The following is a 25,801-nucleotide window of genomic DNA, read 5'->3' on the forward strand; positions in this document are numbered from 1 at the left end:
TCACGACGGAGGCCACATTAAGTGGCCTCCTGTTCGTGCGGAACTCGCGATAAACCTAAGCCGGTGTCCCCGCTCTCCCGGGGCCTGTCGTGGCTTGGCCGTTGCATGCGGCTCGCTTTTCGGAACGGGGCTGACGGACACGTTCCGAAATCTTCCGCCGTCGCTGTACAGGGTGTCTATAAAGAGCCGTGGCCAAAAAACGGCAAATATGAGTACTGATACTCTTTTAGTAGCAGTAATTTTGACCATATTTAAGGTGATTTGACGTGTCGATCGAGCAGATAAGCTGCCGTATCTCCTCAAGTGTTCATTAAAGGAAGACCTTGATGCGAATAAATCTCATTAAGATCTTCTTTTATTAACGAAAATAATGTAGCTACAACGGTAACAGTACTCATATTTGCCGTTTTTTGGCCACAGTCCTTCGGAGGGTCCTCGAAAATAGTCCCGAGCCGGCACTTGGGGACGTTCCTATAATGTCGGCACTTAGGAACGTCCCCAAGTGCCGACACCGCGTCTGCCTGCGGCGGCCGCGCCCCGCTGCGTCGCTCCGCACCCTTGCGGGTTCGAATTCCTCCGCTTGGCGGCGTTGGCTCGATTTGCTTGACGTGAGGGGCTCTTGGCTGGTGTGGGACGGAGGGATTCCGCGTCCGCCTGGTCGGCGGCCGCGCCCCGCTGCGTCGCTTCGCTCCTTGCGTGCTGCGCTGGAAAACGCTTCGCGTTTCCTCAGCTCCGCACCCTTGCGGGTTCGAATTCCTCCGCTTGCCCACAAGAAAGCGCCCTGGGCCGTTATGGGCTTAGGGCGCTCAGTTTTAATGGCTGGGACGGAGGGATTCGAACCCCCAACAGCCGGCACCAAAAACCGGAGTTCTACCGTTGAACTACGTCCCAATGTTTGGTGTTGCCCAAAAGCAACTCGTCTAGTTTACCTAATCTGCGAGGGCATCGCAAACGCCATCGAGAAGGCGGACGGCGAGGGTCTGCGCGTCGCTTGCGGTAAAGGTGCCGTTGTAACGCGTCATGCCGGTGAGCTCGATGCGAATTCGTGCCGGCTTTTGCTGTGCGGCGACATTGGCGGTACGGATGCGCTGGGCCAGGTTGTGGCACTCGGCGAGGGCGATCGTGGCGCGCGGGGCGGCGTCTGCAGGCAACTCGTCGCTTGCGATCTCGAGCACCAGGTCGACATCGGTCGGAACCTCGGAATCGCAAAGCATCATGCCGCTGCTGTCGGTCGTCGCCGTGGCGATATTCCACATGCGCGACGCAACACTGCGCGCGATGGGGTCCTCGCCGATAACGGCAATCTGGAAGCGCTCGAGCACGTTGGCGGCGCGAGCAAAACCGATGCGGGACTCGGCTTCGGTGACCGAGGGCTTGCCCTCCCACACATGGTGCAGGCGGTTGATGTAGGCGTAGGTGTCCTGGAAGGCCATGCCGTCGGCAAACAGGCCGACATTTTCCTGGAACTGCTGCAGGGCGGCCTCGGTATGCGGACCAAAGTAGCCGTCGTCTTCGCCGCAGGCAAAGCCCAAAACGTTGAGAGCGCGCTGCAGGGCCTGCACATCGGCGCCATGGAAATTGGGCATGCGCAGATACAGGGTGCGGTCGCCCAGCTTATACGAGGCGTCGACCAGGGCGCTCCAACAGGGGATATCGACGGCATGACCGGCAGCAAGGCCGCTGTCGAGCCTGAAGGTGCTGACGGCCTGCTCGGTGGTGGTGCCAAAGCGCTTGTCGACAACCTCGGCGCCATCGATTGTATAGCCGAGCTGCAGAAGGCGGGACTGGACGTCCTCGACGGCTGCTCCCTGCATGCCCGTGGTAATAGGTTCCATGAACGAACCCCTTTCGGCGTACCATTCGTACTATTTTGAGCGTGTGTCGGATAGACAACGCGAGACAATTTATAAACATGCACTCAATAGTGTAGCAACTTGTACCAAAACTCGCTGCCCACAGGTTTTATGACCCCCGCTAGTTAAGACGCTCCACAAAGAAATCTGCCATTGAGAGGAAGAGCTCGCGCGCATGCGGGTCGAGCTCGACGCCTTCGATAGCGGCCTTGGCCTTAGCGGTCAGGTCGAGCGCATAGGTGTGGGCGTAATCGATGGAGCCAGTCTCCTGGAAGATCTCCACGGCGCGTGCGAGCTGCGCAGGGTCCTCGGTGCCCGAGGAAAGGATTGCCTCGATCTCGTCGTGATAGCGCTCGTCTGACAGGGCATGCACGGCAACGAGGGTGCGCTTGCCCTCGGTGATATCGGTGCGGAAGTCCTTGTTGGCGGCCTCCTTGGTGCCGATCAAGTTGAGCAGGTCGTCTTGAATCTGGAAGGCAAGGCCCGTGTGCAGCCCAAAGGCGCGCAGTGCCTCAATCTGCTCTTCGCTGCCGCCGCCGATAATGGCTCCGGCGGCAAGCGGCGTCGCTCCGCTGTAGTACGCGGTCTTGTGCGTCGCCATGTCCAGATAATCGTCGACCGAAATGTCAAAGCGCTCGTCGCGGACCCAGCCCAGGTCGAGCGCTTGGCCCTCGATGGTACGGACGATCATCTCGGTAAGCTCGTGGAGCACGTGAAGCTTCACGTCTGCGTTGAGTGTGGGGTCGTCGAGAACCGTCTTGGTGACCATGGTGAGCGCCAGGTCACCGCAGTTGATGGCAAGACCGGTGCCCTCGGTAAGGTGCATGCAGGGCTTGCCGCGACGAATCTGCCCGTTGTCGGCGATGTCGTCGTGGATGAGTGCGCCCGACTGAAAGTGCTCGATGGCCGCCGCTGCGCTGCGGGCGCTCTCAAAGCTGCCGCCTACCGCAGTGGCGGCGAGCATGCAGATGAGCGGGCGGTGGCGCTTGCCAGCGTTTGCCGTAAATGCCGAGAGCGGGGTATACAGGTAGCGCTCGATATCGGCGGAAGTCGCCTGTCCGTCAAAGAACGTGGCCAGATAGTCGTTAATCTGGTCAAAGTGCTGGGCTAAAAAGCTGGTAAACGGACTGGACACGGGTTCTCGCATTCTTTGATAGGTTGCATCGTTGCATTATGCAGACAACATATTGCCACATTAGGGCGTCGAGCGCGGCGGTTGAAGACGATTGGTCCATGCGGCCGCAAGTGCGGTAGGGGCTTGGCTAGATAAGCCCAAAGTGTTCGAGCGCGGTGACGACGCCGTCGTGGTCGATGCTGTCGGTGACATAGTCGGCCTTTTCCTTGAGGAAGTACGGCGCATTGCCCATGGCGATACCGACATCGACGGCGTTCATCAGCGAGACGTCATTGCTGGCGTCGCCGATGCCGTATACGGTTCCGTGGTGGGGATCGAGGGCGTCGAGTACGGACTGGATACCCTCGCGCTTGGTGCATTCGCGAGGCGAAATCTCGGTCACTTCGAGCTCGAGCTCGTTAAAGCAGAGCAGCGGCTCAAACGCTTGATCCTGAGCGATGCGGTTGGCAAGCGACGTGGACATTAAGATCTTGTAGGCGCTGTAATGTTGCAGCTGCGTAATTGCATCGCCCACGGTGCGGGCGTATCCCGGAGCGTCGGGCGCATCGGCACTCATGCGAACGACGCCATTGAGTCCCTCAAAACGAATCACTTCGTCCGATTGCTCAAGAATGGGAGCAAGGCGCTGCAGCATGCCGGGCGTCATCGCCAAATCGCGAATCACGTGTCCCTCAAGTTCGACATAGCCACCCGCGAGGCAGACGATGCCGGTCCAGGGCAGCTCGAGCAGCTTTGGATGGATGCAGCTCAGCGTGCGCCCTGTGCAGATAAACGCCATATTGCCCTTGGCGACAAAATCACGGATGGCTTGCGAGACCGCTTCATTGGGATAGGGGGAGAGGTCTCGCTCGCTCTCGGGAAGCTCTTGTGCCACTCGAGGGTCTTGCCAGGCGAGTGTTCCGTCGATATCGAAGAAGCAGATATCGCCGCGCTTATGGGCTGCGCTGGCGGCAGGGGAGGCCGAGGTGGTGGGCACAAATCCCGGCTCGAGGCCCATGATCTGGTCAAAATGCTCTTTAACGCGGGGAACGGAGATGCCAATAATCACCTGGGCGGTCTTGCCCGTAATGATGAGGCCCTTGGCGCCCACCGCGACAAACGACGCATTATCTGCAACGATGGAAGGGTCTGCGACCTCGACGCGCAGGCGCGTGGCGCAGTTGGTTGCGCCCACGATATTGCCAACGCCACCTAAAAGCTGAATTACCCGCTCAGCGAGGACGTGATCTTGATCGGATTGAATACTGACCTCGCCATTGGGAGATTGTTCTTTGACAAAGCCGCTTCCCGTTAAACGATCGATTGCCGCGCGATTGGAGGCATGATTCTCGCGGCCCGGCGTCTTAAGGTCATAGACCAAGATGAGTGCTCGAAAACTAACAAAAAAGATGAGGCTAAAGGCAAGACCGATACCGAGCGCCAAAAGGTAGGAGCCGGCATGCATTCGCATGAGTGGGATGAAGTTGAAGGCCGTCATTTCCATGAGACCGCCCGAGAAGATGCCGACGATGCCAAAGAAGTTCATGGTCATGGCAAGGCAGGAGGACAGGACGGCGTAGAGCAAAAAGAGTCCGGGATAGGTGAACATAAAGAGAAACTCGAGCGGCTCGGTGACGCCGCAGACCACCGAGGCGACGATGGCGGGCAAAAGGATGACCTTAAGACCGGCGCGGCGTTCGGGTTTGGCGGTGAAATAGAATGCTGCCGCGATGGCGGGAAGGCCAAAGAGCTTGCCCCAGCCGGTGGCGGTAAAACCTGCCCAGGGCGCAAGTTCATTTAAAGGGCGCGTGCTATGGGAGAGAATGGGGAGCAGGTTGGTCCACGTGGCGTAAATACCGTCGTGAATGACCAGATTGTCGTAATAGATGGGCATATAGAGCAGATGGTGCAGCCCCATGGGCTCGAGCGCTCGCTCCAAAAACACAAAGATGCCCACGCCGAAGGGGCCGACGCCCGCAAGTGCGTGGCGCAGCGTTTCGGTCACAGCGTATGCGAAGGGCACGATGGCGGCCGAGATGGCGGCAAGGGCAAACACGGCAAAAAAGCTGATGAGGTAGACGAGCGAGGAACCCGAGAACGTGCCGAGCCAATCGGGAACCTTGGCATCGTAGAAGCGGTCATGGATGGCAACGACGGTTGCCGACACCGCCAGCGGGCCGATAATGCCGGTGTCGAGCGTCTTGATGCCGTCGATGACGGTGATGCCGCTGGCGGGGGTTAAAGACGACGGGTACTTAAGTCCAAGGTTGTCGCCGCTCAGCTTAATGATCTCGCTCAAAAAGAAACAGTAGGCAAAATAGGCTACGAGCGCCTCGAGGCAGCAGCGTGCCGGTTGCTTTTGGGCAAGGCCGATGGGCAGCGCTACGGCAAAAAGGAGTGGAAGGCGCTTAAAGACCGTCCACGAGCCGCGCTGAATGATAGTCCAGAAAACGTACCAGGGGGTTCCGTATACGGCGAGGTCGCCGACGATATCCACGGTCGTGGCGAGGGCGGAGATGCCGACCATGAGGCCTGATATAGAAAACAGCATGGCGGGCGCGAACATGGCTCCGCCAAAACGTTGGATTTTCTGCAGCATAATATGCCTTTCGGATGCAACATGCTGTGCGAGCAAGAACGTTTAAACAATGAACTCATTGTAGAGGACTGGCTGCTTGCCGCATTGACGGTTTTGATTCGGTCCGATTTGGGTTTCGGGGGAACCGTCGACGGTAAATAATCCGTGCTTTACCGATAATCGGTTTAAACAACTTTAAGAAATGCTATCGTGCCTAGCCATACATATTCATTAGAGGTGAAATCATGCCAAAAGCGATTTACGAAGGAATCTACCGCGAGATCCGTTCGCGCATCATCAACGGGACCTATGCGTTTCAGGAGATGCTGCCAACCGAAGCCGAGCTGACCGCGGAGTTTGGCTGCACGCGCAATACCGTTCGACGCGCCTTGAGCATGCTGGCCGACCAGATGTTTGTGCAGCCTATACACGGCAAGGGCGTGCGCGTTATTTGGCTTAAGGGCGAAACCGATATGCTGGGCGCACTCGAAGAGGTTGAGTCGTTTGGCGAGTTCGCAAAACGCAACAATGCCGTCGCATCGACCGAGGTCAAGTCTTTTGAACATTTGATTTGCACTGAGCAACTCTCTCGTCGCCTGGGCTTTAAGGTGGGCGAGGAGCTGATTCGCGTCGTGCGTGTCCGAAGCCTCAACGGCAGCGCGCGCCAAGTGGACCACGGCTACTTTTTGGCGTCGATCGCCAAGGGCCTGACCCCCGAGATCGCGGCGGATTCTATCTACGGCTATCTGGAGCACAAGCGCGGCATCAAAGTGATGGCGAGCCGCCGTACGGTGAGTGTCGAGCTCGCCAACGATGAGGACTGCAGCTATCTGGACCTTGGCAAGTACAACTGCGTCGCCGTTATGGAGAGCCAGTCGTACACCTCGGACGGCATCTTGTTCGAGGTCACGCATGCCCGCACACACCCCGAGATCTTCCATTACCGCGTCAATTCCAAGCGATAGCCGGCTAGCTCGCAGCCTGACGAGACTCATGCCCTCAAAGCGAAAACGCCCGGTCAAACCGACGATGCATCGGCTTGATCGGGCGTTTTCTCTGCATTCGATAACAAATAATTGTTTATACAAAACTTGTCAAGTATCAAGTCGAAATTACCGTTCACCGAAGTTTTTCTACCGCTCTAGTAATACTTGTTCAAACAACTAGCCAAATAGCGTATTGTACAAGTCAGCAAAAGGGGCAAAGTCCCCGAGCCAATCTCCGAAGGCGGCGGCAAAGGGTGCCGCCACGGTGTGAAAGGGTGGATTGTAATGAAGAACGAAATGAGCAGAAGGCAGTTCCTGGGCTTTGCTGGTTCCGCGGCTGCGGTTCTTGGTCTGGGCCTCGTGGGCTGCGGTGGTTCTGCCGGCTCTGGCTCCTCTGCTTCTGGTGACGCTGCCGAGGTCTACTTCCTCCAGTTCAAGCCCGAGGTCGACAAGGAGTGGAAGGAGATCGCCAAGGCGTACAAGAAGGAGAAGGGCGTCGAGGTCAAGATCGTGACCGCCGCCTCCAACACCTACGAGGAGAAGCTCAAGTCCGAGATGTCCAAGAGCTCCGCTCCGACGCTGTTCCAGGTCAACGGCCCCACCGGCCTTAAGAACTGGAAGGACTACTGCGCCGATCTTTCCGACACCAAGCTCCGCGGCGAGCTCATCGACGACTCCCTGGCGCTGCAGTCCGACGGCAAGGATCTGGGTATCGACTGGGTTCAGGAGAGCTACGGCATCATCTACAACAAGGAGCTCCTCGAGAAGGCCGGCTACAAGGCCGAGGACATCAACTCCTTCGACAAGCTGAAGGCTTGCGCCGATGACATCCAGGCCCGCAAGGACGAGCTCGGCGTTGACGGTGCCTTCACTTCCGCCGGCATGGATGACTCCTCCAGCTGGCGCTACACCACCCACCTCGCCAACCTCCCGCTCTACTACGAGTTCGAGAAGGAGCACAACCAGGAGGACGACGAGATCAAGGGCGAGTATCTCGACAACTTTAAGCAGATCTTCGACCTGTACATCACCGACTCCACCTGCGATCCTTCGCAGCTTGCCTCCAAGACCGGTGACGACGCCACCAACGAGTTCGCAACCGGTAAGGCCGTTTTCTACCAGAACGGCTCTTGGGCCTACGCCGACCTCACCAAGGCCGGTATGACCGACGACCAGCTCGGCATGCTGCCGATCTACATCGGCGTCGACGGCGAGGAGAACCAGGGCCTGTGCTCCGGCGGCGAGAACTACTGGTGCGTCAGCTCCCAGGCTTCCGAGGATGCCCAGAAGGCCACCGAGGACTTCATGTATTGGTGCGTCACTTCTGACACCGCCACCAGCATCATCGCTGACAAGATGGGTCTGACTGCCCCGTTCAAGAGCGCTAAGGAGACCACCAACGTCTTCTCGCAGCAGGCCGTTGCTATGGCCAAGGACGGCAAGAAGACCGTCGCTTGGGACTTCGTTTACATCCCCTCCGAGGAGTGGAAGAAGAACCTCAAGCAGGCTCTCATCGCTTATGCTGCCGACAACACCAAGTGGGACGGCGTCAAGAACGCCTTCGTCGATGGCTGGAAGACCGAGAAGGCTGCTTCCGAGTAAGCAGTTGCTGCCCAAGCTATCTGATTAGCGACAGGGGGCGGGCAGACGTAGGTTTGCCCGCCCCCTGCATATTGAAAGGACCCTTCTATGGGCAAAGCACTCAAGCGCTGGTGGCCGCTCTTTATGCTGCCCACGTGCCTGGCGTTTATGATCGGGTTCGTGATTCCCTTTATCCAGGGTTTCTATCTCTCGTTCTGCCAGTTTATTACCATCAATAACGCGCACTTTGTCGGTATCGAGAACTACGTGCGCGCGCTGTCCGATCCGCAGTTCTCCACGTCGTTCTTCTTTACCGTGGCGTTTGCCTTCCTGTCGACGGTGCTCATCAACGTGATCGCGCTGGCCATTGCGCAGGCGCTCACTCGCAAGGCGCTCAAGGGCACCAACATCTTCCGTACGATTTTCTTTATGCCTAACCTGATTGGCGGCATTGTACTGGGTTACATTTGGCAGATTCTGATCAACTGCCTGCTCTCCAACGTGGGTGCCCAGCTTATCGCCCTCAACTCCGCCGCTGGCTTCTGGGGCCTTATCATCCTGACCCTGTGGCAACAGGTCGGCTACATGATGATCATCTACATCGCCGGTCTGCAGTCCATTCCGTCTGATTACATCGAGGCCGCCAAGGTCGACGGCGCTACGGCATGGCAGACGTTTTGGAAGGTTAAGATCCCCAACCTGATGCCGACCATCACCATCTGCCTGTTCCTGTCCATCACCAACGGCTTTAAGCTGTTCGACCAGAACCTCGCCCTTACCGGTGGTGCCCCGGCGCACTCCACCGAGATGCTCGCCCTGAACATCTACAACACGTTCTATTCGCGTGCTGGCATCGCATGGCAGGGCATCGGTCAGGCCAAGGCAGTTATCTTCTGCATCCTGGTTGTCGCTATTTCTATGATCCAGCTTAAGGCCACGAGGTCCAAGGAGGTGCAGCAGTAATGAAACGCGATAAGGCTATTAACCGCGCGCTCTCGATCTTCTTTACGATTCTGTCGCTCGCGTGGATCTACCCTGTGTTCATGATTGCGCTCAATTCCTTTAAGAAGGGGACCGCAATCAGCACCACCACGGCGTTCGATCTGCTCACGCCCGAGACGTTCAACGGCCTCGCAAACTACGTGCACGCTCTTAACGAGCAGGGCTTTGCCTCGGCGTTTATGTACTCGCTCATCATCACAGTCACGTCGGTCGTGCTGATTCTGGTGTGCTGCTCCATGTGCGCTTGGTACGTGGTTCGTGTCAACAACAAGATCTCGAACTTCTTCTATTACCTGTTCGTGTTCTCGATGGTCGTACCGTTCCAGATGCTGATGTTCACGCTGTCCAATTTGGCGGACCGCATCGGCTTTAATACGCCGTTCAACATCTGCTTTATCTATCTGGGCTTTGGCGCGGGCCTGGCGGTCTTTATGTTCGCCGGCTTTGTAAAGAACATCCCGCTCGAGATCGAGGAGGCGGCCATGATTGACGGCTGCAACCCGGTTCAGGTGTTCTTTAAGATCGTTCTCCCCATCATGAAGCCCACCTATCTTTCGGTCGGCATCCTCGAGACCATGTGGGTCTGGAACGACTACCTGCTGCCCTACCTTACGCTCGACTCCACCAAGTACAAGACCATTCCTATTTTGATCCAGTACTTCCGCGGCGGCTATGGCCACGTCGAGCTCGGCCCCATGATGGCCTGCATCATGATGGTCGTTGTCCCCATCGTCATCATGTACATCTTCTGCCAGAAGTACATCATCGACGGTGTGGTGGCAGGTGCCGTCAAGGGCTGATGCCGTAACTGTTTTGCAAGTTTTGGCGGCGCCCCTCAGCGCGGCGCCGCGTATCGAAAGGTAGAGACATGGCCGAGATCGTTCTCAAACATGTTCAGAAGGTGTATCCCAACAACGAGTCAAAAAAGAAGGGCTTCTTTGGCAAAAAGAAGAAGACCGAGGAGAAGAAGCACAACCTCAAGGTTACCGAGGACGGTGTGCTCGCTGTAGAGGACTTCAACCTCACCGTTCACGACCAGGAGTTCATCGTCCTCGTTGGCCCTTCTGGCTGCGGTAAGTCCACGACGATGCGCATGGTCGCCGGCCTGGAGGACATCACCTCCGGCGATGTGTTCATCGATGGCAAGCGCGTCAACGACGTGGCACCCAAGGACCGCGACATTGCCATGGTGTTCCAGAGCTATGCTCTGTACCCCAATATGACGGTGTACGAGAACATGGCGTTTACGCTTGAGCTCAAGAAGGTCCCCAAGGACGAGATCGACCGCAAGGTTCGCTCCGCTGCCGAGATCCTGGGCATTACCGAGTATCTTGACCGTAAGCCTAAGGCGCTTTCGGGTGGCCAGCGCCAGCGCGTCGCCATCGGCCGCGCCATCGTGCGAGACCCCAAGGTCTTCCTGATGGACGAGCCGCTGTCCAACCTGGACGCCAAGCTTCGTAACCAGATGCGTGCCGAGCTCATTAAGCTGCGCCACGAGATCAAGGGCACGTTCATTTATGTTACTCACGACCAGACCGAGGCTATGACCCTCGGTGACCGTATCGTGGTCATGAAGGACGGCGTCGTCCAGCAGATCGCCACCCCGCAGGAGGTATTCAACCATCCCGCGAACATCTTCGTCGCCGGCTTTATCGGCGTGCCGCAGATGAACTTCTTCGATGCCCAGCTGGTGCGCTCGGGCAACGGCTTTACCGTCAAGACCGAGGATATGAACGTGGCGCTCGCCCCCGAGACCTGCGCTCAGCTTGCTCTCAACTGGGACGGCGGCGACGTGAAGGAGATCACGGCCGGCGTGCGTCCCGAGCAGATTCTGCTTGCCGACAAGGACGAGGAGGGCGCGCTCCAGGGTACCGTCGAGGTGACCGAGCTCATGGGTTCGACCGAGCATGTCCACGTGACCGCTCCCGATGGCCAGTTCGTCCTGATCATTCCCGTTGTCGACCTTGAGGCCAAGGGTGCGCTCAAGGCGGGCGACCCCATCTGGTTCAAGTTCGAGAAGAACGCGACCCACCTCTTCGATAAGGTGTCTGGCAAGAACCTTATCTAGGCCCGGTTCATCCAGGCCCTCCCTTTGGGCGACTGCGGTATTGCCATCCTTTTGCCGCGGTCACATATAAGGCTCCCCTCCCGTCCACTGGGCGAGAGGGGAGCCTTTCTTTGTGTTGGGGCTTTCCGTCTGTCAGTTTGTCTTGATCTGTAACAGGTAGGGCCGATTTCGGACGTTAGATGTTACAGATCGAGACGGTTCCGCTGTGCCAACCATTTCATCTAAATCTGTAACACCGAAGGCGAATTTCACCTGCTAGATGTTACAGATTGAGATAAACCCAAGGGGAGGGGCCGGTATGTCTCAATCTGTAACAGCTGGGACCGTTTTGGTTGAGTAGTTGTTATGGATCGAGATTGTTTGGCCGAGTCGGATCACAGGGTAACGTGCGGGCACAAAAAACGGAGCCGCGTTGCCGTGGCTCCGTTTTCAAGAGGATGGGCGATGAAACCGAATTAGCTCAGGTGCCAGATCTCGTCGTTGTACTGGGAGATCGTACGGTCGGACGAGAAGGTGCCGGCGTTGGCGATATTGATGAGCGCCTTGCGCATCCAGGCGTCCTGGTCCTCGTAGTCGGCCAGCACGCGCTCCTTGGTCTGGATGTACTCCTCAATGTCGAGCAGGGCCATAAACCAGTCCTTGCCCTTAATGTCGTCGTGCAGGCGCTGCAGGCGCTCGGCGTTGCCGGTTGCCATAAAGGCCGGGTTGGTGATGAAGTCCACCAGCAGTTTAATTCCGGGCTTGCGGTAGAGCGCACCGGCGTTGTAGGTGCCGTCGGCGTAGAGCTGCTCGACCTGTTTGGACGAGGCACCAAAGGTATAGATGTTCTCGTCGCCCACGAGCTCGGCAATCTCCACGTTGGCACCGTCGAGCGTGCACAGGGTTAGGGCGCCGTTGAGCATGAACTTCATGTTGGAGGTGCCGCTCGCCTCCTTGGAGGCCAGGCTGATCTGCTCGGAGATGTCGGCGGCGGGGATCACGCGCTCGGCGGCGGTGACGTTGTAGTTCTCGATCATGACAACCTGCAGGTAGGGAGCCACGTCGGGGTCGTTTGCAATCCACTGCGACAGCGTCAAGATCAGATGGATGATGTCCTGCGCGATAGTGTAGGCAGGGGCCGCCTTGCCGCCAAAGATGATGGTGACGGGGTGCTTAGGCTTATTGCCGTTCTTGATGTCGAGATACTTCCAGATTATGTAGAGCGCGAGCATCTGCTGGCGCTTGTACTCGTGGATACGCTTGACCTGAACATCGATGATGGCGTTGGATGGGATCGTCACGCCCTGTTCGAGCGCCATGAACTGGCGCATGATGGCCTTGGCCTCGGTCTTGGTGGCGGCCAGGCGCTCAAGAACATTCTTGTCGTCGGCGAACTTGGCGAGTTTGCTCAGATCGCCGGTGCTGCGCCAGTCGGTGCCGATCACATCGTCGAGCAGGCTGGCGAGCGCGGGGTTGGCCCCATGGATCCAGCGGCGGAAGGTGATGCCGTTGGTCTTGTTGGAGAACTTCTCGGGATAGATCTCGTAGAACGGATGAAGCTCGGTGTCCTCCAGAATCTTGGTGTGGAGGGCGGCTACACCGTTGATGGAGAAGCCAAAGTGGATGTCCATGTGGGCCATGTGGACGGTGTCGTGCTCGTCAATGATGGCGACGCGCGGGTCATCGTGCTCGGCTTTCGCGATCTCATCGAGCTTGACGATAATGTCGGCGATGGCAGGGGAGACCTTCTGCAGGCTGACGAGCGGCCACTTCTCGAGCGCCTCGGCAAGAATCGTGTGGTTAGTGTAGGCGACCATGGAGCGTACGATGGTCACGGCCTCGTCAAACTCGATGCCATGCTCGGTGGTGAGCAAGCGAATGAGCTCGGGGATGACCATGGTGGGGTGCGTGTCGTTAATTTGGACCACGGCGTAGTCGGCCAGATCGTGCAGGTTGCTGCCGCGCTCGATGGCCTCGTCGATCAGGAGCTGGGCGGCGTTGCTCACCATGAAGTATTCCTGGTAGATGCGAAGCAGGCGGCCCTGCTCGTCGGAATCGTCGGGGTAGAGGAACAAGGTGAGGTTCTTGGCGATCTCTGTCTTGTCGAAGTCGATGGAGCTGCCGGGGACCAGGCCGTCGTCGACGCTCGCCAGGTCGAACAGGCGCAGACGGTTCTTGGTGGGCTGGCCGTAACCGGGCACGTCGATGTTGACGAGCTTGGAGGTAACGGCAAAATCGCCGAACTCGACGGTGTAGGAGCGGTCGTCGTCGACTAGGATGTCCTGCTCACCGAGCCACTCGTCGGGGACGGCCTTCTGCTGGTTGTCCACAAAGCGCTGACGGAACAGGCCGTAGTGATAGTTGAGGCCCACGCCATCGCCGGTCAAGCCCAGCGTGGCGATGGAATCCAGGAAGCATGCGGCCAGGCGGCCCAGGCCGCCGTTGCCGAGCGACGGCTCGACCTCGAACTCCTCGATCTTGTTGAGGTCGTGGCCTGCGGCGGTGAGCTGGTCCTTAACCTCGTCGTAGATGCCGAGGTCGATCATGTTGTTGATGAGCAGCTTGCCGATCAAAAATTCGGCGGAAATGTAATAGAGCTTTTTCTTGCCGTTGTTGAGCGGGCAGGCGGCGGAGCGCTCCTGCACGAGTTTGACCAGCAGCTTGTAAATGCGACGGTCGTCGAGCTGCTCGAGCGAGGTGCCAAAAGACTGCTCGGCGAGTTCCATGAGGTTAATTTGGGGCATGTTTCCTCCTGTAATGGGTTGATTACATGTCTGCAATTCATAAGAATCCCGCGCGAGGGGATTGGGGTGGCCTCGCGCGGGTAAGCAAGCGCGTCCGCACGGTGGGGAGGGGTCGGGCGCGGTAGCTCCTATTGAGGAAGCTCGATTTCGGCTTCCGACGGGATGCGGAAGTAGGTCTCGGTCCAGTCGGTGAGTTTGTGCTCGAGCTCGCGGGTGATGGCGCCGTCGAGCATGCGCCAGGTCCAGTTGCCGCCCAGCGTGGCAGGGGTGTTGATGCGCGCCTCGTTGCCCAAGTTGAGCAGGTCCTGCATGGTGTAGATGCACGTGTCGCTCACGCTGGCTGCGATGGTTCGGTTGAGCGCGTCGGCGATGGGTTCGCCGGCCTGCTGATGGGTGTACAGGGCTGTCTGCTCGCGCTGACGCGGGGTAGCCGTTCCTTCAAACCAGCCGCGTGCCGTCTCGTTGTCGTGAGTGCCCACGTAGGCGACGGTGTTGGCAATGTAGTTGTGCGGCAGGTAGTACGAGTTGGTGCCCTCAAAGGCAAACTGCAGGATCTTCATGCCGGGGAAGCCCGAGTTGTCGCGCATATCGATGACGCCGGGGGTGAGGAAGCCCAGGTCCTCGGCGATGATGGGCAGCGTGCCGAGCTTTTCCTCGAGCGTCTTGAAGAGCTTGAGGCCGGGACCCTGCGTCCACGAACCGTAGGACGAATCAGGCGAGGAGAACGGCACCTCCCAATAGGCCTCGAAGCCGCGGAAGTGATCCAGGCGGATGACGTCGTACATGTCGAGGGCGGCGCGAATGCGGCCCTCCCACCAGGAGAAGCCGTCGGCCTCCATGGCGTCCCAGTCGTAGATGGGGTTGCCCCAGTACTGGCCGGTGGCCGAGAACTGGTCGGGCGGCGTGCCGGCGACGCTCACGGGATTGCCGGCGGCGTCGATCTTAAAGAGCTCAGGTGTCGCCCACATCTCGACGGAGTCACGCGAGACATAGATGGGCAGGTCGCCGATGATGAGAATGTCGCGCTCGTTGGCATAGGCCTTGAGGCGGCTCCACTGGCGATCGAAGAAGTACTGCGTCATCTGGTGGTAGAGCATACGCGCCGGATGGTCGGTGCAGACCTTGGCGGAAGCCTCGCCGCGGGTGCGGAGCTCCGCGGGCCACTCCCAAAACGCCTTGAGACCGCACTCCTCTTTGACGGTCATGAACTCACAGTAGGGGATGAGCCAGTCCTCGTTGGCCTGGATAAAGTCATCGAAATCGGCCGGCTTGTCGGCAGCAAAGCGCTCGGCGGCGCGGTCGAGAATCTGACGGCGGCCGCCAAAGATGGCACCGTAGTCGACATTGCTGGGGTCGGATCCCAGATACACGCCATCGATATCGCGCTGCTCCAGATACCCTGCCTCGATAAGCTCGGCAAAGTCGATAAAGTTGGGGTTGCCTGCGCGGGCCGAGAACGACTGATAAGGCGAATCGCCATAGCTGGTCGTCGTAAGGGGCAGAATCTGCCAGTAATGTTGTTTGCACGAGGCGAGAAAATCGACGAAGTCGTAGGCATTCCAGCCAAAGCCGCCGATTCCGTATGGTCCGGGCAGAGATGAGACGGGCATGAGGACGCCGCTTGCACGCTCCATGAATGCGCTCACCAACCTTCTTGTTGTGGGGTCGGCCTGCCGATGGGTGTGCAGTCCGCCTCCGATGTTCTGATTCGATACGCCTATTGTAAAACATGTTGTTTAAACATGTACAGGCAAGATAAAAAAGTTGGTCGATTTTCGGCGAATGGCTACATGCCATGAAAAAAAGCCCTGACCTCACAACGTGAGATCGGGGCAAGAACGGTATGTAGGTTTTTGCTACTCGGCGTCGGCGAAGCCGTTGGGGTTGTGGCTCTGCCAGTTCCAGCTATCGCGGCACATGTCCGCGATGTCGTACTGGGCCTTCCAGCCCATCATGCGCTCGGCCTTTGAGGCATCGCACCAGTTGGCAGCGATGTCGCCGGCGCGGCGCTCGCGGATCACGTAGGGCAGCTCCTTGCCACAAGCCTTGGAGAAGGCGGCGACGACCTCGAGTACCGAGGTGCCGGTGCCGGTGCCCAGGTTAAAGATCTCGACGCCGGTCTTGCCGTTCATCCAGTTGAGGGCGGCCACGTGACCAGATGCCAGGTCGCACACGTGGATGTAGTCGCGAACACCGGTGCCGTCGGGGGTGGGGTAATCGTTGCCAAAGACCTGAACGGCCTCGAGCTTACCGACGGCGACCTGGGCGACGTAAGGCACCAGGTTGTTGGGGATGCCCTTGGGGTCCTCGCCGATCAGGCCCGACGGATGAGCGCCGATGGGGTTGAAGTAACGGAGCAGCACGACGTCCCACTCGGGGTCGGCGGTGTGAACGTCCATGAGGATCTGCTCAATCATCCACTTGGTCCAACCATAGGGGTTGGTCGCGGGCTTCTTGGGGTCCTCTTCGGTGACAGGCGGATTGTCCGGATCGCCGTAGACGGTCGAAGAGCTCGAGAAGATGATGGACTTACAACCGTGGTTGCGCATGACATCGATGAGCACCAGGGTGTTCTCGATATTGTTGTGGTAGTACTCGACGGGCTTGCTCACCGACTCGCCAACGGCCTTAAAGCCGGCGAAGTGGATGACACGGTCGATCTGGTGGGTATCGAAGATCTTGTTCATCGCATCGCGGTCGAGCACGTTGGCCTCGTAGAAGGTGAGGTTCTTGGCGGCCTCGTCGCCCACGATGGTCTTGACGCGGTCGATGGCAACGGCGCTGGAGTTGGAGAGGTCATCGACGACGACAACCTGGTAGCCACCCTCGAGCAGCTGAACGACGGTATGCGAGCCGATAAAGCCGGCGCCGCCGGTAACGAGGACGCAGGTGTCTTTGGGGTCGAGTGCTTTGGACATGTAGTCTCCTATCGAATCAGGAACACTTCTAGAGGGGAGTATAGCGCAGGCGGGGACGCCCAAATGGTGCACTGTAGGAAAAGCAGAGGATTATGTTAACGTACTCATATAAGAGCTTGCTCAATTGTTACCTCAAATTTGACAATTGCTTACGAGCCGCCGACCTTGTAGTTTCCTGCCGTTCGTGGAAATCGTTGGGACGCGCCATATGTACGCTAATATGTATGAGTTGAGCGACATATAAATAAGCATGTAACGGAGTACATATGTCACCAAACAGCGATTCCATCCTTTCCCAGGAGCTCTCGCGCCGCACTGCCCTTAAGGCTCTTTTCGGCGCCGCTTCCGCGGCTGTTCTTTTTGGCCTACCCGCCCGCGCCCATGCGGCTGAGGCCAGCCAAGAAACCACCGACAAACTAAATGCCGCCCAGGCCCAGCTCGACGAGGTCCAGGCTCAGCTCGACAGCATCGCCAATGAGTACGCGACGCTCGCCAACAAGAATGCCCAGACCCTCAGCGATATCGAAGGCGTGCAGGGCCAGATTGACGAGACGCAGGCTCAGATCGACACCAAGAAGACCGAGCTCAAAAAGAGGCGCGGCGACCTTTCCGATCGCGTTGCCGCCAGCTACAAGTCGGGCGGCACCAACATCCTGTCGCTGCTACTGGCTTCGGGCTCATTTGAGGAGCTCGTCGCCAACGCGCATTACGTTGAGAAGATCAACAAGAGTGACCGTGACGCCATTGAGGACATCCAGACCATCCAGAAAGAACTCGATACACAGAAGTCCGAGCTCGAGTCGCAGAAGGCCGACCTGGAGAAGCTCAAGGACCAGCAGACGGCCCAGATGCAGGACATGCAGGCCAAGCAGCAGGAGGTCCAGACGGTTCTGAACGGCCTCTCCGACGATGTCAAGGAGCTCATGGCCCAGCGCGATTCCGAGATTCTTGCTGCTGCTCAGGCCGAGGAGGCTGCCAAGAAGGCTGCCGCTGCCGCGGCTGCCGCAAACAAGAACAATTCCTACTCGGGTGGTTCAAGCTCGGGTGGCGGATCGTATGCGCCCGGAACTCCGCAGCAGAATGCCGGCTCGGGCAAGCAGCAGGCTGTCGTCAACGCATGCTACTCCACGCCTTCGCCTGGCCTGAACTGGTGCGCTGCCTGGGTTACCAACGTGTTCCGCAACGCCGGCGTGGGCTACTTTGGCGGCAACGCGTGCGACATGTTTAACGCCTGGTGCTACAGCTCCGATCGTTCGGCGCTGCAGGTGGGCATGATCGTGGCCGACTCGTCGCACAGTGGCACCGGTACGCCGGGTCTGCTGTACGGACACGTGGGCATCTATGTTGGCGGCGGCATCGTTATGAGCAACGAGGGCGCCATTACGTCTAAGTCGCTTGATGCGTTTATTCGGTTCTACGGCACTGGCTCTGGCGTGCGTTGGGGCTGGCTCGGCGGTATTGCGCTGTCGTAAAGCCGACTGGGCCGCGTGCCCGCCCGCAATATATTTGATTGCCTGCTCGGGCAGTCCTGCGCAAGAAGAAGGCCACATTAAGTGGCCTTCTTTGCGTGCGGAACTCGCGATCAATCAAATATATTGCGGGCGGGCACGCGGCCCTCTCGGGTCCTGAGCGCGACTCACCGGACTGGTTGTCTGAATATAGGAAAGCGCCGGTCCCTTGGGCTAAATACTTAGTTTTACTTTACGCTGCGCTTTTTCTTTCCGCCGTAAACGGTTGTTAAGGTTACTGCGCCGACGCTGGCGAACAGCAGGGCGATCCACAAAGCAAGGCTGTTTGTATCGCCAGCCTGCGGAAGCTTATCGGATGTTCCCGGTTTGGTGCTGGCAGGTTTTTTCTCCTTGGTGCTGACAGGTTTTTTCTCAAGAGCAGCAATCGCATCTTCAATAGCCTTTGCCATTGCATCAACTTCGCTCTGTTCAGTGATGTTCTTGTCGCGGACAACAGCCTTGACGGCAGCTTCTACCGCAGTGAAGTCTTTATACTCATCCTTGTTCAGAGCGTTTACCTTGGCGATAGCTGCATCTACCTTTGTGTAATCAGCATCCTTGTATTGCAGGGCAGCAATGGCATCTTCGATAGCTTTCGCCATTGCATCAACTTCGCTCTGTTTAGTGATGTTCTTGCCACGGACAACAGCATTGACGGCAGCTTCTACCGCAGTGAAGTCTTTGAACTCATCCTTGTTCAGAGCGTTTACCTTGCCGATGGCTGCATCGACAGCTGTGTAATCAGCGGGAATGTTATTGGCATCCCACACAAAAGTCGGATGTCCAATCCCGGATACCCATTCTACATCGCTTCCTGCATTTGCCTGAAGTCCTACGAGAACATCGTCAGAGTTAAAGTCGTTGGTAGCGGTTCCGGCTGAGTTGCCGCTTTGTTCATTAGAAACATTTGAACCATATCTGTCATCAGCAGGCCAGAAACAATTCTTTGCATCAGTATTTACGACATACCCCAACCAGCAAGTGTTTTCCAAGCCGTCGTTGCCGATTCCCTTCGTAGCGACAAGACAGTTGACCATGCTCACACCTTGGCCAAAGCCAACAATACCGCCAACGGGAGCCTGAATGGAGTTTACAACGATTTCACCACCAAACCAGCAGTCGCTTATTGTCACCTGTCCCGTATACGAGGCTCCGACAATGCCACCCAGCGAATCCCAGCAATCCATAGGCTCTAACCCGCCTTCTTGTTCTGCATAGTACTCGCCGTCATAGTTACCCGTAATTGCAGCGGTAGAATAACACTGGCTGATACTGTTGTTCCCATTTAAAAATCCTGCAATACCACCTATGAATTTTTCTATATAAGAACCGCCGGTAATGGAACCGGTAGTATAACAGTTTTTAATAGTGGAATCGGTCATCCAGTCCACCAAAATGCCTTTTCCGTAGGTGGAGGTATCATTCATCGGTATCACGATATCCGCATTTTCAATGCCGAGATTTTGCACAGTTGCATTGTAGATAGCACCGAACAAACCATTTCTATACAAGTTATTGTTATTGTCTTTGTTTTCAGATTTTAGGCCCTCATGAGAATACAGGTTATAAACTACATGGCTTTGTCCGTCAAAAATCCCCTGAAATGATCCCCAAGCCGTATTGGCTCCGTTACCGATAGAGATCCATTCATGCCTGCCTAAATCCAAGTCATTATCAAGGTAAACAGTTTTGTCCTTAAAATTTGCTGTATTATCATTGACGAGCTTTGCCATGCCTGCCAACTGCTCGGCTGTTTGCAGATGAAATTCCGTTTTATTCTCATCATACCAGCTTATATCGGCTGTTCCATCCCAAGTGTCCATGGTGTCTGCCGCAAATGCTGTTATGGGAACAAGCACCATCACAAGGCACAGCGCAAGCAGAGCGCCTAGAAGCTTCTTCTTCATTTCCATTCCTCCAAACTATTTCTATCCGCTATTTACTTCCTCCGACAGCGGGCACGCCGGAGAAGATAGAAGGCTTAACCGGAAAAGATTGATTTGACAGTCGTGGTTAGGTCTTCAATATCAAACCACCATCCTTCCGGAAAACGCAAAAAGCCGAAGCCAAGGCATAATGCGTCCTGTCTCCGGCAACCGGTTCGTTATAAATTGTATGAAATAAGACTTGAAAGGCTGAAAAGGCGGCGCTATGCTCCTGCCGAGCCGAGCCGAGCCGAGCCGAGCCGAGCCGAGCCGAGCCGAGCCGAGCCGAGCCGAGCCGAGCCGAGCCGAGCCGAGCCGAGCCGAGCCGAGCCGAGCCGAGAAAAAGTCGCTGCATTTCCATTTGCCATAGTCAAGTCCTCCTTCCATATTGTAATTCTCCACGTACGATTGATTTTACCAGCCAATTCAATCATTAGTGGAGGATTACAAAAGCCGAAGGGGAGAGGACTTCCTTACGAAGCCTCTCCCTTTCGGGGCCTTCTTTGTTAGAGGAATTCGCCGACTCGGTGGACTTCTGGTTCTAGGTCTACTCCGAATTGTTCCTTGACGGTTGCTTGAATGTGGCGGATGAGTTCGTCGACGTCGGCGGCGGTGGCGTGGTCGGCGTTGACGATGAAGCCGCAGTGCTTCTCACTCACCTGCGCACCGCCAACGGCATGGCCGCGCAGGCCGGCGTCCATGATGAGCTTGCCGGCAAAATAGCCCTCGGGGCGCTTGAAGGTGGAGCCGGCGCTCGGCATGTCGAGCGGCTGCTTGTCCTCGCGGCGTTGGCGGTAGTCATCCATGTCGGCCTTGATCATCGCGGCGTTGCCCGGGGCGAGATTGAAGGTGGCCGAAAGCACGATAAAGCCGTCGTCGGCAATGCGGCTCTTACGATAGCCCAGGTTGAGCTCATCGACATCGAACTCAATGATATTGCCGCTGCCGCGGGTACCGTCGTCGAGCTGGCGAGCAGGTTTGTAGACGCGCACGGACTCCAGCACATCGGCCATGCAGGCGCCGTAGGCACCGGCGTTCATGTAGCAGGCGCCGCCGACCGAGCCGGGGATGCCCGAGATGGGCTCCATGCCGGTAAGACTAGCCTCGGCTGCCGCTGCCGCTACGTCCGAGAGCAGCGCGCCGGCTGCTGCCGTAACATGCGTGCCGTCGACGGTGATGTTAGAGAGGCCTTCGCCCAGCGCCACGACGACGCCGCGGATGCCCTTGTCGCCGACGAGCAGGTCGGAGCCGTTGCCCACGATGGTGAGTGGCAGATCGCAGCGGTAGCAGGTATCGAGCGTGGCAACGAGTCCCTGCTCGGTGTCGGGCGTGACAAAGACGTCGGCCGGGCCGCCGATCTTAAACGTGGTGTGCTCGCGCATGGGCTCGCTCATGAGCACGTTGTCCTCGCCGGCAACGCCAGCGAGTGCGCAGAGCAGGTCCTCGTTAAAAAAGTCATTCTCGTGCATACGTATATCCGCCTTATGGTGGTCGTTTTCATCAATCGAATGCAATATACCCCACCCGGATGGATTTGGTGCAAAGCAGCCTGACCCCAATGCATCACATGGTGCAAAGGGGTCAGGTTGCTTTGCACCAATCGCGGCGATAAAACAGCCGTCTACCGGATTGGTAAAGTGTTTATCATCGAGGTAGAGGGACGGTCGCTATACTTTCAAGAGATTGCGCGAATACTCGGAAGGAGCGAGATGGGCAACAAAGTTACTCTCAAGCAGATTGCCCAGGAGGTGGGGCTATCCCCCTCGTCGGTCTCGCTTGTTCTCAACAACCGGCCTTGTCGCATCTCGGAAGAAAACCGCAAGCGCATCAAAGAGGTCGCGGCGCGCAACCACTATGTTCCCAACCAGATCGCGCGCAGCCTGGTCATGCGCGAGTCGCGCACGCTGGGCCTTATCGTTCCCAACATCGAGAGCCGATTTTTTGCCTCGCTCGCTGGCAGTCTGGAAAAGCGCTGCCGCGAGGACGGCTACGCGCTCTTTATTACCAGCTCGGGTGGAAGCGCCGAGGACGATCTAGAGCTCCTGCGCCAGTTGGTGACGCGCGGCGTCGATGGTGTGTTCTTGGTCGTGGGCGACGAATTCTCGGACGACCGCGCTTTGCGCGAAGAAGTCAGCCATCTGCCCATCCCGGCGGTAATGGTTGACCGTGCCATTGAGGGACTCGAGTGCGACAAGGTGATGTTCGACCACGAGATGGGCGGCTATATGGCCACCCGCTATCTAATCGAGCAGGGCCACCGTCGTATTGCCTGCTTGGTTAATGCGCGCCGCTCCAATACGGGTCGCAAACGACTTGCCGGCTATGAGCGTGCGCTGCGCGAGGTGGGGCTGCCCATCGATGCGCGCTTGGAGTTCGAGAGTGAGTATTACATTCCGAGTGCCTACGAGGCCTCGGAGGCGGTGCTCGCAACTGACGCAACTGCTGTGTTCGCAAGCTCGGACAACATTGCGCTGGGCCTGCTCAAGCGCCTGCACGAGATGGGGAAGAGCATTCCGGGCGATATCTCGGTGGTGAGCTATGACAACTCGGCGGCCGACGTTCTCTTTGAGCCGGCGTTGACCGCAATCGAGCAGGACCCCGGCGTGCTCGCCGAGCATGCTTTTGGCTGCATGTCCAAGCGTCTTGCCGGCAGGGGCGGCAGGCGTGCCGAAGAGGTCGTTCTGGAGCCGGCGCTTATCGTTAAGGACAGCGTGCTCGAGCTTACTAAACACAACTAAACACGTTTATCAATTCATGCAGATTGAATGTGGAGTACCTGTGACAGACAATGCCGCAGGTGAATGTCTGCTTTGGCCTGTCCATAGGGCAAATCAGGATGGTAAAACGTTTTTTCACCATGATAAAACGTTTTAGCAAATATACTAGTCCCAACGAAAGGTTGCCGTATCGGAAGGCGACCGCGCAGCGAAGGGACATAAACAATGGCTAAAACACTGGGAACGCCGTGGCAAAAACTGGGACATGAGGTTCCCGCTTCCGAGCTCGAGGGTGTCGACCTGTATTGGCGCGCCTCGAACTACCTGTCCGTCGGCCAGATTTACCTTCGCTCCAACCCGCTGATGCGCAGCGACTTTGCCGACGAGAAGACCGGCGAGACGCGCGATTTTGGTCGTCCGGACGTTAAGCACCGTCTGGTCGGTCACTGGGGCACCACGCCCGGTATCAACTTCCTGTTCGGTCATGTCAACCGCCTCATCGCCGATCACAACCAGAACGCCATTTTCTTGATGGGCCCGGGCCACGGTGGCCCTGCTGGCACCGCCCAGTCGCTGCTCGATGGCACCTACCGTGAGATCCGCCCCGACATCACCAATGACGAGGCCGGCCTGCAGAAGTTCTTCCGCCAGTTCTCCTATCCCGGCGGCATCCCGAGCCACTTTGCGCCCGAGACGCCCGGTTCCATCCACGAGGGCGGCGAGCTCGGCTACACGCTCAGCCACGCCTACGGCGCCGTCATGGACAACCCGAGCCTGCTGGCCGTGGCCGTGGTGGGCGACGGTGAGTCCGAGACCGGTCCGCTTGCCACTTCTTGGCAGTCCAACAAGCTCGTGAACCCGGCAACCGACGGCATCGTCCTGCCGATCCTACACCTCAACGGTTACAAGATCGCCAACCCCACCATCCTCGCCCGCGTGTCCGACGAGGAGCTCACCAAGTTCTTCGAGGGCATGGGCTACAAGCCGCACTTCTTTGTCGCCGGCTTTGACGACGAGAGTCACGCGAGCATCCACGAGCGTTTCGCCGCCCTGTTTGAGCAGGTCTTTGACGAGATCTGCGACATCAAGGCCACCGCGCAGGCCCAGGCCGCCGCAGGCGAGACCGTGGTCCGCCCGGCCTACCCCATGATCGTGTTCCGCACGCCCAAGGGCTGGACTTGCCCCAAGCACATCGACGGCAAGAAGACCGAGGACTCCTGGCGCGCCCATCAGGTGCCGCTGGCGAGCGCCAAGGACACCCACGAGCACTTCCGCGTGTTGCGCGAGTGGTTGCGCTCCTACAAGCCCGAGGAGCTCTTTACGCCCGAGGGCCAGGTGCGCCCCGAGGTGACGGCCTTTATGCCGACCGGCGAGCTGCGTATCGGCGCCAATCCCAACGCGAACGGCGGCAAGGTGCGCCGCGAGCTCGAGCTCCCCGATATTCACGCCCACGAGATCCCCGTCGCCGAGAAGGGCCATGGCTGGGGCTCCACCGAGGCCGCTCGCGTCTTTGGTGAGTACACTGCCGACGTTCTGGCCAAGAACATGGAGGATTTCCGCATCTTCGGTCCCGACGAGACCGCGTCTAACCGCCTGCAGGCCGCCTACAAGGTGACCAAGAAGCAGTGGGATGCCGGCTTCTACGAGGACGAGGCCAACGACGAGCTGCTGGCCGGCTCCGGTAAGGTTGTCGAGCAGCTGTCCGAGCACCAGTGCGAAGGCTTCCTCGAGGCTTACGTGCTCACCGGCCGCTCCGGTGTGTGGAGCTCCTACGAGAGCTTTGTGCACGTGGTCGATTCCATGGTCAACCAGCACTGCAAGTGGCTCGAGGCCACCAAGCGCGAGATTCCGTGGCGTGCCCCCATCAGCGGCCTCAACATTTTGCTATCGAGCCATGTTTGGCGTCAGGACCACAACGGCTTCTCGCACCAGGACCCCGGCTTTATCGACCTGCTGCTCAACAAAGCCAACGACACGCATATCGTGAATGCTTACTATCCGGCCGACGCCAACATGGCCCTCGCTGTGGCCGAGCGCGTCTATCAGTCCACCGACTGCGTCAACGCCATTTTCTGCGGCAAGCAGCCCGCCCCGACCTTCCAGACGGTCGACGAGGCAAAGGCCGAGCTCGCCGAGGGCGTCGCGACTTGGAAGTGGGCATCGACCGCTGGTTCACTCGCCGAGGCCGACGTCGTGGTTGCGACCTGCGGTGACGTGCCGACGCTCGAGGCTCTGGCCGCAACCGATATGCTGCGCGAGCTAGGCATTAAGGTGTGGTTCGTTAACGTGGTCGATCTGCTCAAGATTCAGAACGTCTGCGAGAACGACCAGGCCATCAGCGATGGGCGCTGGGCTGAGCTGTTCGGCTGCGGTGAGAAGCCCGTGCTCTTCGCATTCCACGCCTATGCCGGCACGATTCGCCGCCTGATCTGGAACCGCCCCGGCCACGACGCCTTCCGCGTCCACGGCTACGAGGAGAAGGGCTCCACGACCACGCCGTTCGACATGCTGCGTCTGAACAACATGGATCGTTGGGCTTTGGCCGCCGACGTGCTGCGCATGGTCGACGCCGACAAGTTTGCAGAGCAGATTGACGAGTGGGAGGCATTCCGCACCGAGGCCTTTGAGTTCGCGTGCAACGAGGGCTTCGATCACCCGGCCTTCACTGACTGGGTCTGGCCCGACGCTGCGGCTGCAACTGCCGCCGACGGCACGCTCTCCGCAACCCAAATGACCGCAGGCGACAACGAGTAGGTAGGCATCCGGGACGGCCTCGCGCTGGGGCCTTGCCCGGCGGGGTGGCCTTGCTCCGGGAAGTGGGCTTCGCG

The 25,801-nt window shown here is 58.2% G+C and carries 16 protein-coding genes and 1 tRNA gene; 8 read left to right on the top strand and 9 right to left on the bottom strand.

What is annotated here, in order from left to right:
• Window positions 1-816: 816 nt before the first annotated feature.
• The 4 genes from PMX72_RS08895 to PMX72_RS08910 all read right to left on the bottom strand — a co-directional run bounded on the left by PMX72_RS08895 (window position 817) and on the right by PMX72_RS08910 (window position 5,566).
• Window positions 817-891: transfer RNA gene (locus tag PMX72_RS08895), tRNA-Gln, on the bottom strand.
• Window positions 892-929: 38 nt separating this feature from the next.
• Window positions 930-1,835 carry a peptidoglycan-binding domain-containing protein gene (locus PMX72_RS08900; protein WP_271728955.1) on the bottom strand — a complete coding sequence of 302 codons (906 nt, stop codon included), beginning with the start codon at window positions 1,833-1,835 and terminating at the stop codon, window positions 930-932.
• A 139-nt stretch (window positions 1,836-1,974) separates the two neighbouring features.
• Window positions 1,975-2,988 carry a polyprenyl synthetase family protein gene (locus tag PMX72_RS08905; protein WP_117638175.1) on the bottom strand — a complete coding sequence of 338 codons (1,014 nt, stop codon included), beginning with the start codon at window positions 2,986-2,988 and terminating at the stop codon, window positions 1,975-1,977.
• A 127-nt stretch (window positions 2,989-3,115) separates the two neighbouring features.
• The gene (locus tag PMX72_RS08910) at window positions 3,116-5,566 is read right to left on the bottom strand and encodes a PTS transporter subunit EIIC (RefSeq protein ID WP_271728954.1); all 2,451 of its coding nucleotides are present in this window, start codon (window positions 5,564-5,566) and stop codon (window positions 3,116-3,118) included.
• Window positions 5,567-5,790: 224 nt separating this feature from the next.
• Here PMX72_RS08910 and PMX72_RS08915 point away from each other — a divergent pair, with 224 nt between their 5' ends.
• The 5 genes from PMX72_RS08915 (at window position 5,791) to PMX72_RS08935 (ending at window position 11,182) form a co-directional block, all read left to right on the top strand.
• Window positions 5,791-6,510, top strand: coding sequence for a GntR family transcriptional regulator (locus PMX72_RS08915; protein WP_117638177.1), 720 nt, complete (start codon window positions 5,791-5,793; stop codon window positions 6,508-6,510).
• Between the two features lie 306 nt (window positions 6,511-6,816).
• The gene (locus PMX72_RS08920; protein WP_055252173.1) at window positions 6,817-8,133 is read left to right on the top strand and encodes an ABC transporter substrate-binding protein; all 1,317 of its coding nucleotides are present in this window, start codon (window positions 6,817-6,819) and stop codon (window positions 8,131-8,133) included.
• Between the two features lie 87 nt (window positions 8,134-8,220).
• A complete protein-coding gene (locus PMX72_RS08925; RefSeq protein ID WP_055252174.1) occupies window positions 8,221-9,075 on the top strand; it encodes a carbohydrate ABC transporter permease in 855 nt (284 codons plus the stop codon).
• A complete protein-coding gene (locus PMX72_RS08930) occupies window positions 9,075-9,914 on the top strand; it encodes a carbohydrate ABC transporter permease (protein ID WP_089573621.1) in 840 nt (279 codons plus the stop codon). Before PMX72_RS08925 ends, PMX72_RS08930 begins: the two co-directional genes overlap by 1 nt.
• 68 nt (window positions 9,915-9,982) lie before the next feature.
• Complete coding sequence (locus tag PMX72_RS08935; RefSeq protein ID WP_117636044.1) at window positions 9,983-11,182, top strand: ABC transporter ATP-binding protein; 1,200 nt, start codon at window positions 9,983-9,985, stop codon at window positions 11,180-11,182.
• Between the two features lie 455 nt (window positions 11,183-11,637).
• Here PMX72_RS08935 and glgP read toward each other — a convergent pair whose 3' ends face one another.
• The 3 genes from glgP to galE all read right to left on the bottom strand — a co-directional run bounded on the left by glgP (window position 11,638) and on the right by galE (window position 16,823).
• A complete protein-coding gene (gene glgP, locus PMX72_RS08940; protein WP_271728952.1) occupies window positions 11,638-13,905 on the bottom strand; it encodes a glycogen/starch/alpha-glucan family phosphorylase in 2,268 nt (755 codons plus the stop codon).
• 128 nt (window positions 13,906-14,033) lie between these two features.
• The gene (malQ, locus tag PMX72_RS08945; protein WP_253057195.1) at window positions 14,034-15,551 is read right to left on the bottom strand and encodes a 4-alpha-glucanotransferase; all 1,518 of its coding nucleotides are present in this window, start codon (window positions 15,549-15,551) and stop codon (window positions 14,034-14,036) included.
• 210 nt (window positions 15,552-15,761) lie between these two features.
• A complete protein-coding gene (gene galE / locus PMX72_RS08950; protein ID WP_117564856.1) occupies window positions 15,762-16,823 on the bottom strand; it encodes a UDP-glucose 4-epimerase GalE in 1,062 nt (353 codons plus the stop codon).
• A gap of 266 nt (window positions 16,824-17,089) precedes the next feature.
• On the opposite strand from galE, the gene PMX72_RS08955 reads away from it, so the two are divergent.
• Complete coding sequence (locus tag PMX72_RS08955) at window positions 17,090-18,295, top strand: coiled-coil domain-containing protein (protein ID WP_271728950.1); 1,206 nt, start codon at window positions 17,090-17,092, stop codon at window positions 18,293-18,295.
• A 224-nt stretch (window positions 18,296-18,519) separates the two neighbouring features.
• On the opposite strand, the gene PMX72_RS08960 is transcribed toward PMX72_RS08955, so the two are convergent.
• The gene (locus PMX72_RS08960) at window positions 18,520-20,238 is read right to left on the bottom strand and encodes a hypothetical protein (RefSeq protein ID WP_271728949.1); all 1,719 of its coding nucleotides are present in this window, start codon (window positions 20,236-20,238) and stop codon (window positions 18,520-18,522) included.
• Window positions 20,239-20,762: 524 nt separating this feature from the next.
• Window positions 20,763-21,725 (bottom strand): UDP-N-acetylmuramate dehydrogenase, encoded by a 963-nt coding sequence (gene murB / locus PMX72_RS08965; RefSeq protein WP_271746208.1) that lies wholly within the window; start codon window positions 21,723-21,725, stop codon window positions 20,763-20,765.
• A 240-nt stretch (window positions 21,726-21,965) separates the two neighbouring features.
• On the opposite strand from murB, the gene PMX72_RS08970 reads away from it, so the two are divergent.
• Both PMX72_RS08970 and PMX72_RS08975 read left to right on the top strand, forming a co-directional pair.
• Window positions 21,966-22,994 (top strand): LacI family DNA-binding transcriptional regulator, encoded by a 1,029-nt coding sequence (locus PMX72_RS08970; RefSeq protein WP_117640829.1) that lies wholly within the window; start codon window positions 21,966-21,968, stop codon window positions 22,992-22,994.
• 204 nt (window positions 22,995-23,198) lie between these two features.
• Entirely contained in the window at window positions 23,199-25,727 is a 2,529-nt protein-coding gene (locus PMX72_RS08975) for a phosphoketolase family protein (RefSeq protein WP_271728946.1), read from the top strand.
• The last annotated feature ends 74 nt before the right edge of the window (window positions 25,728-25,801 follow it).

It is taken from the genome of Collinsella aerofaciens (assembly GCF_028207065.1).
Lineage (GTDB): Bacteria > Actinomycetota > Coriobacteriia > Coriobacteriales > Coriobacteriaceae > Collinsella > Collinsella aerofaciens_AR.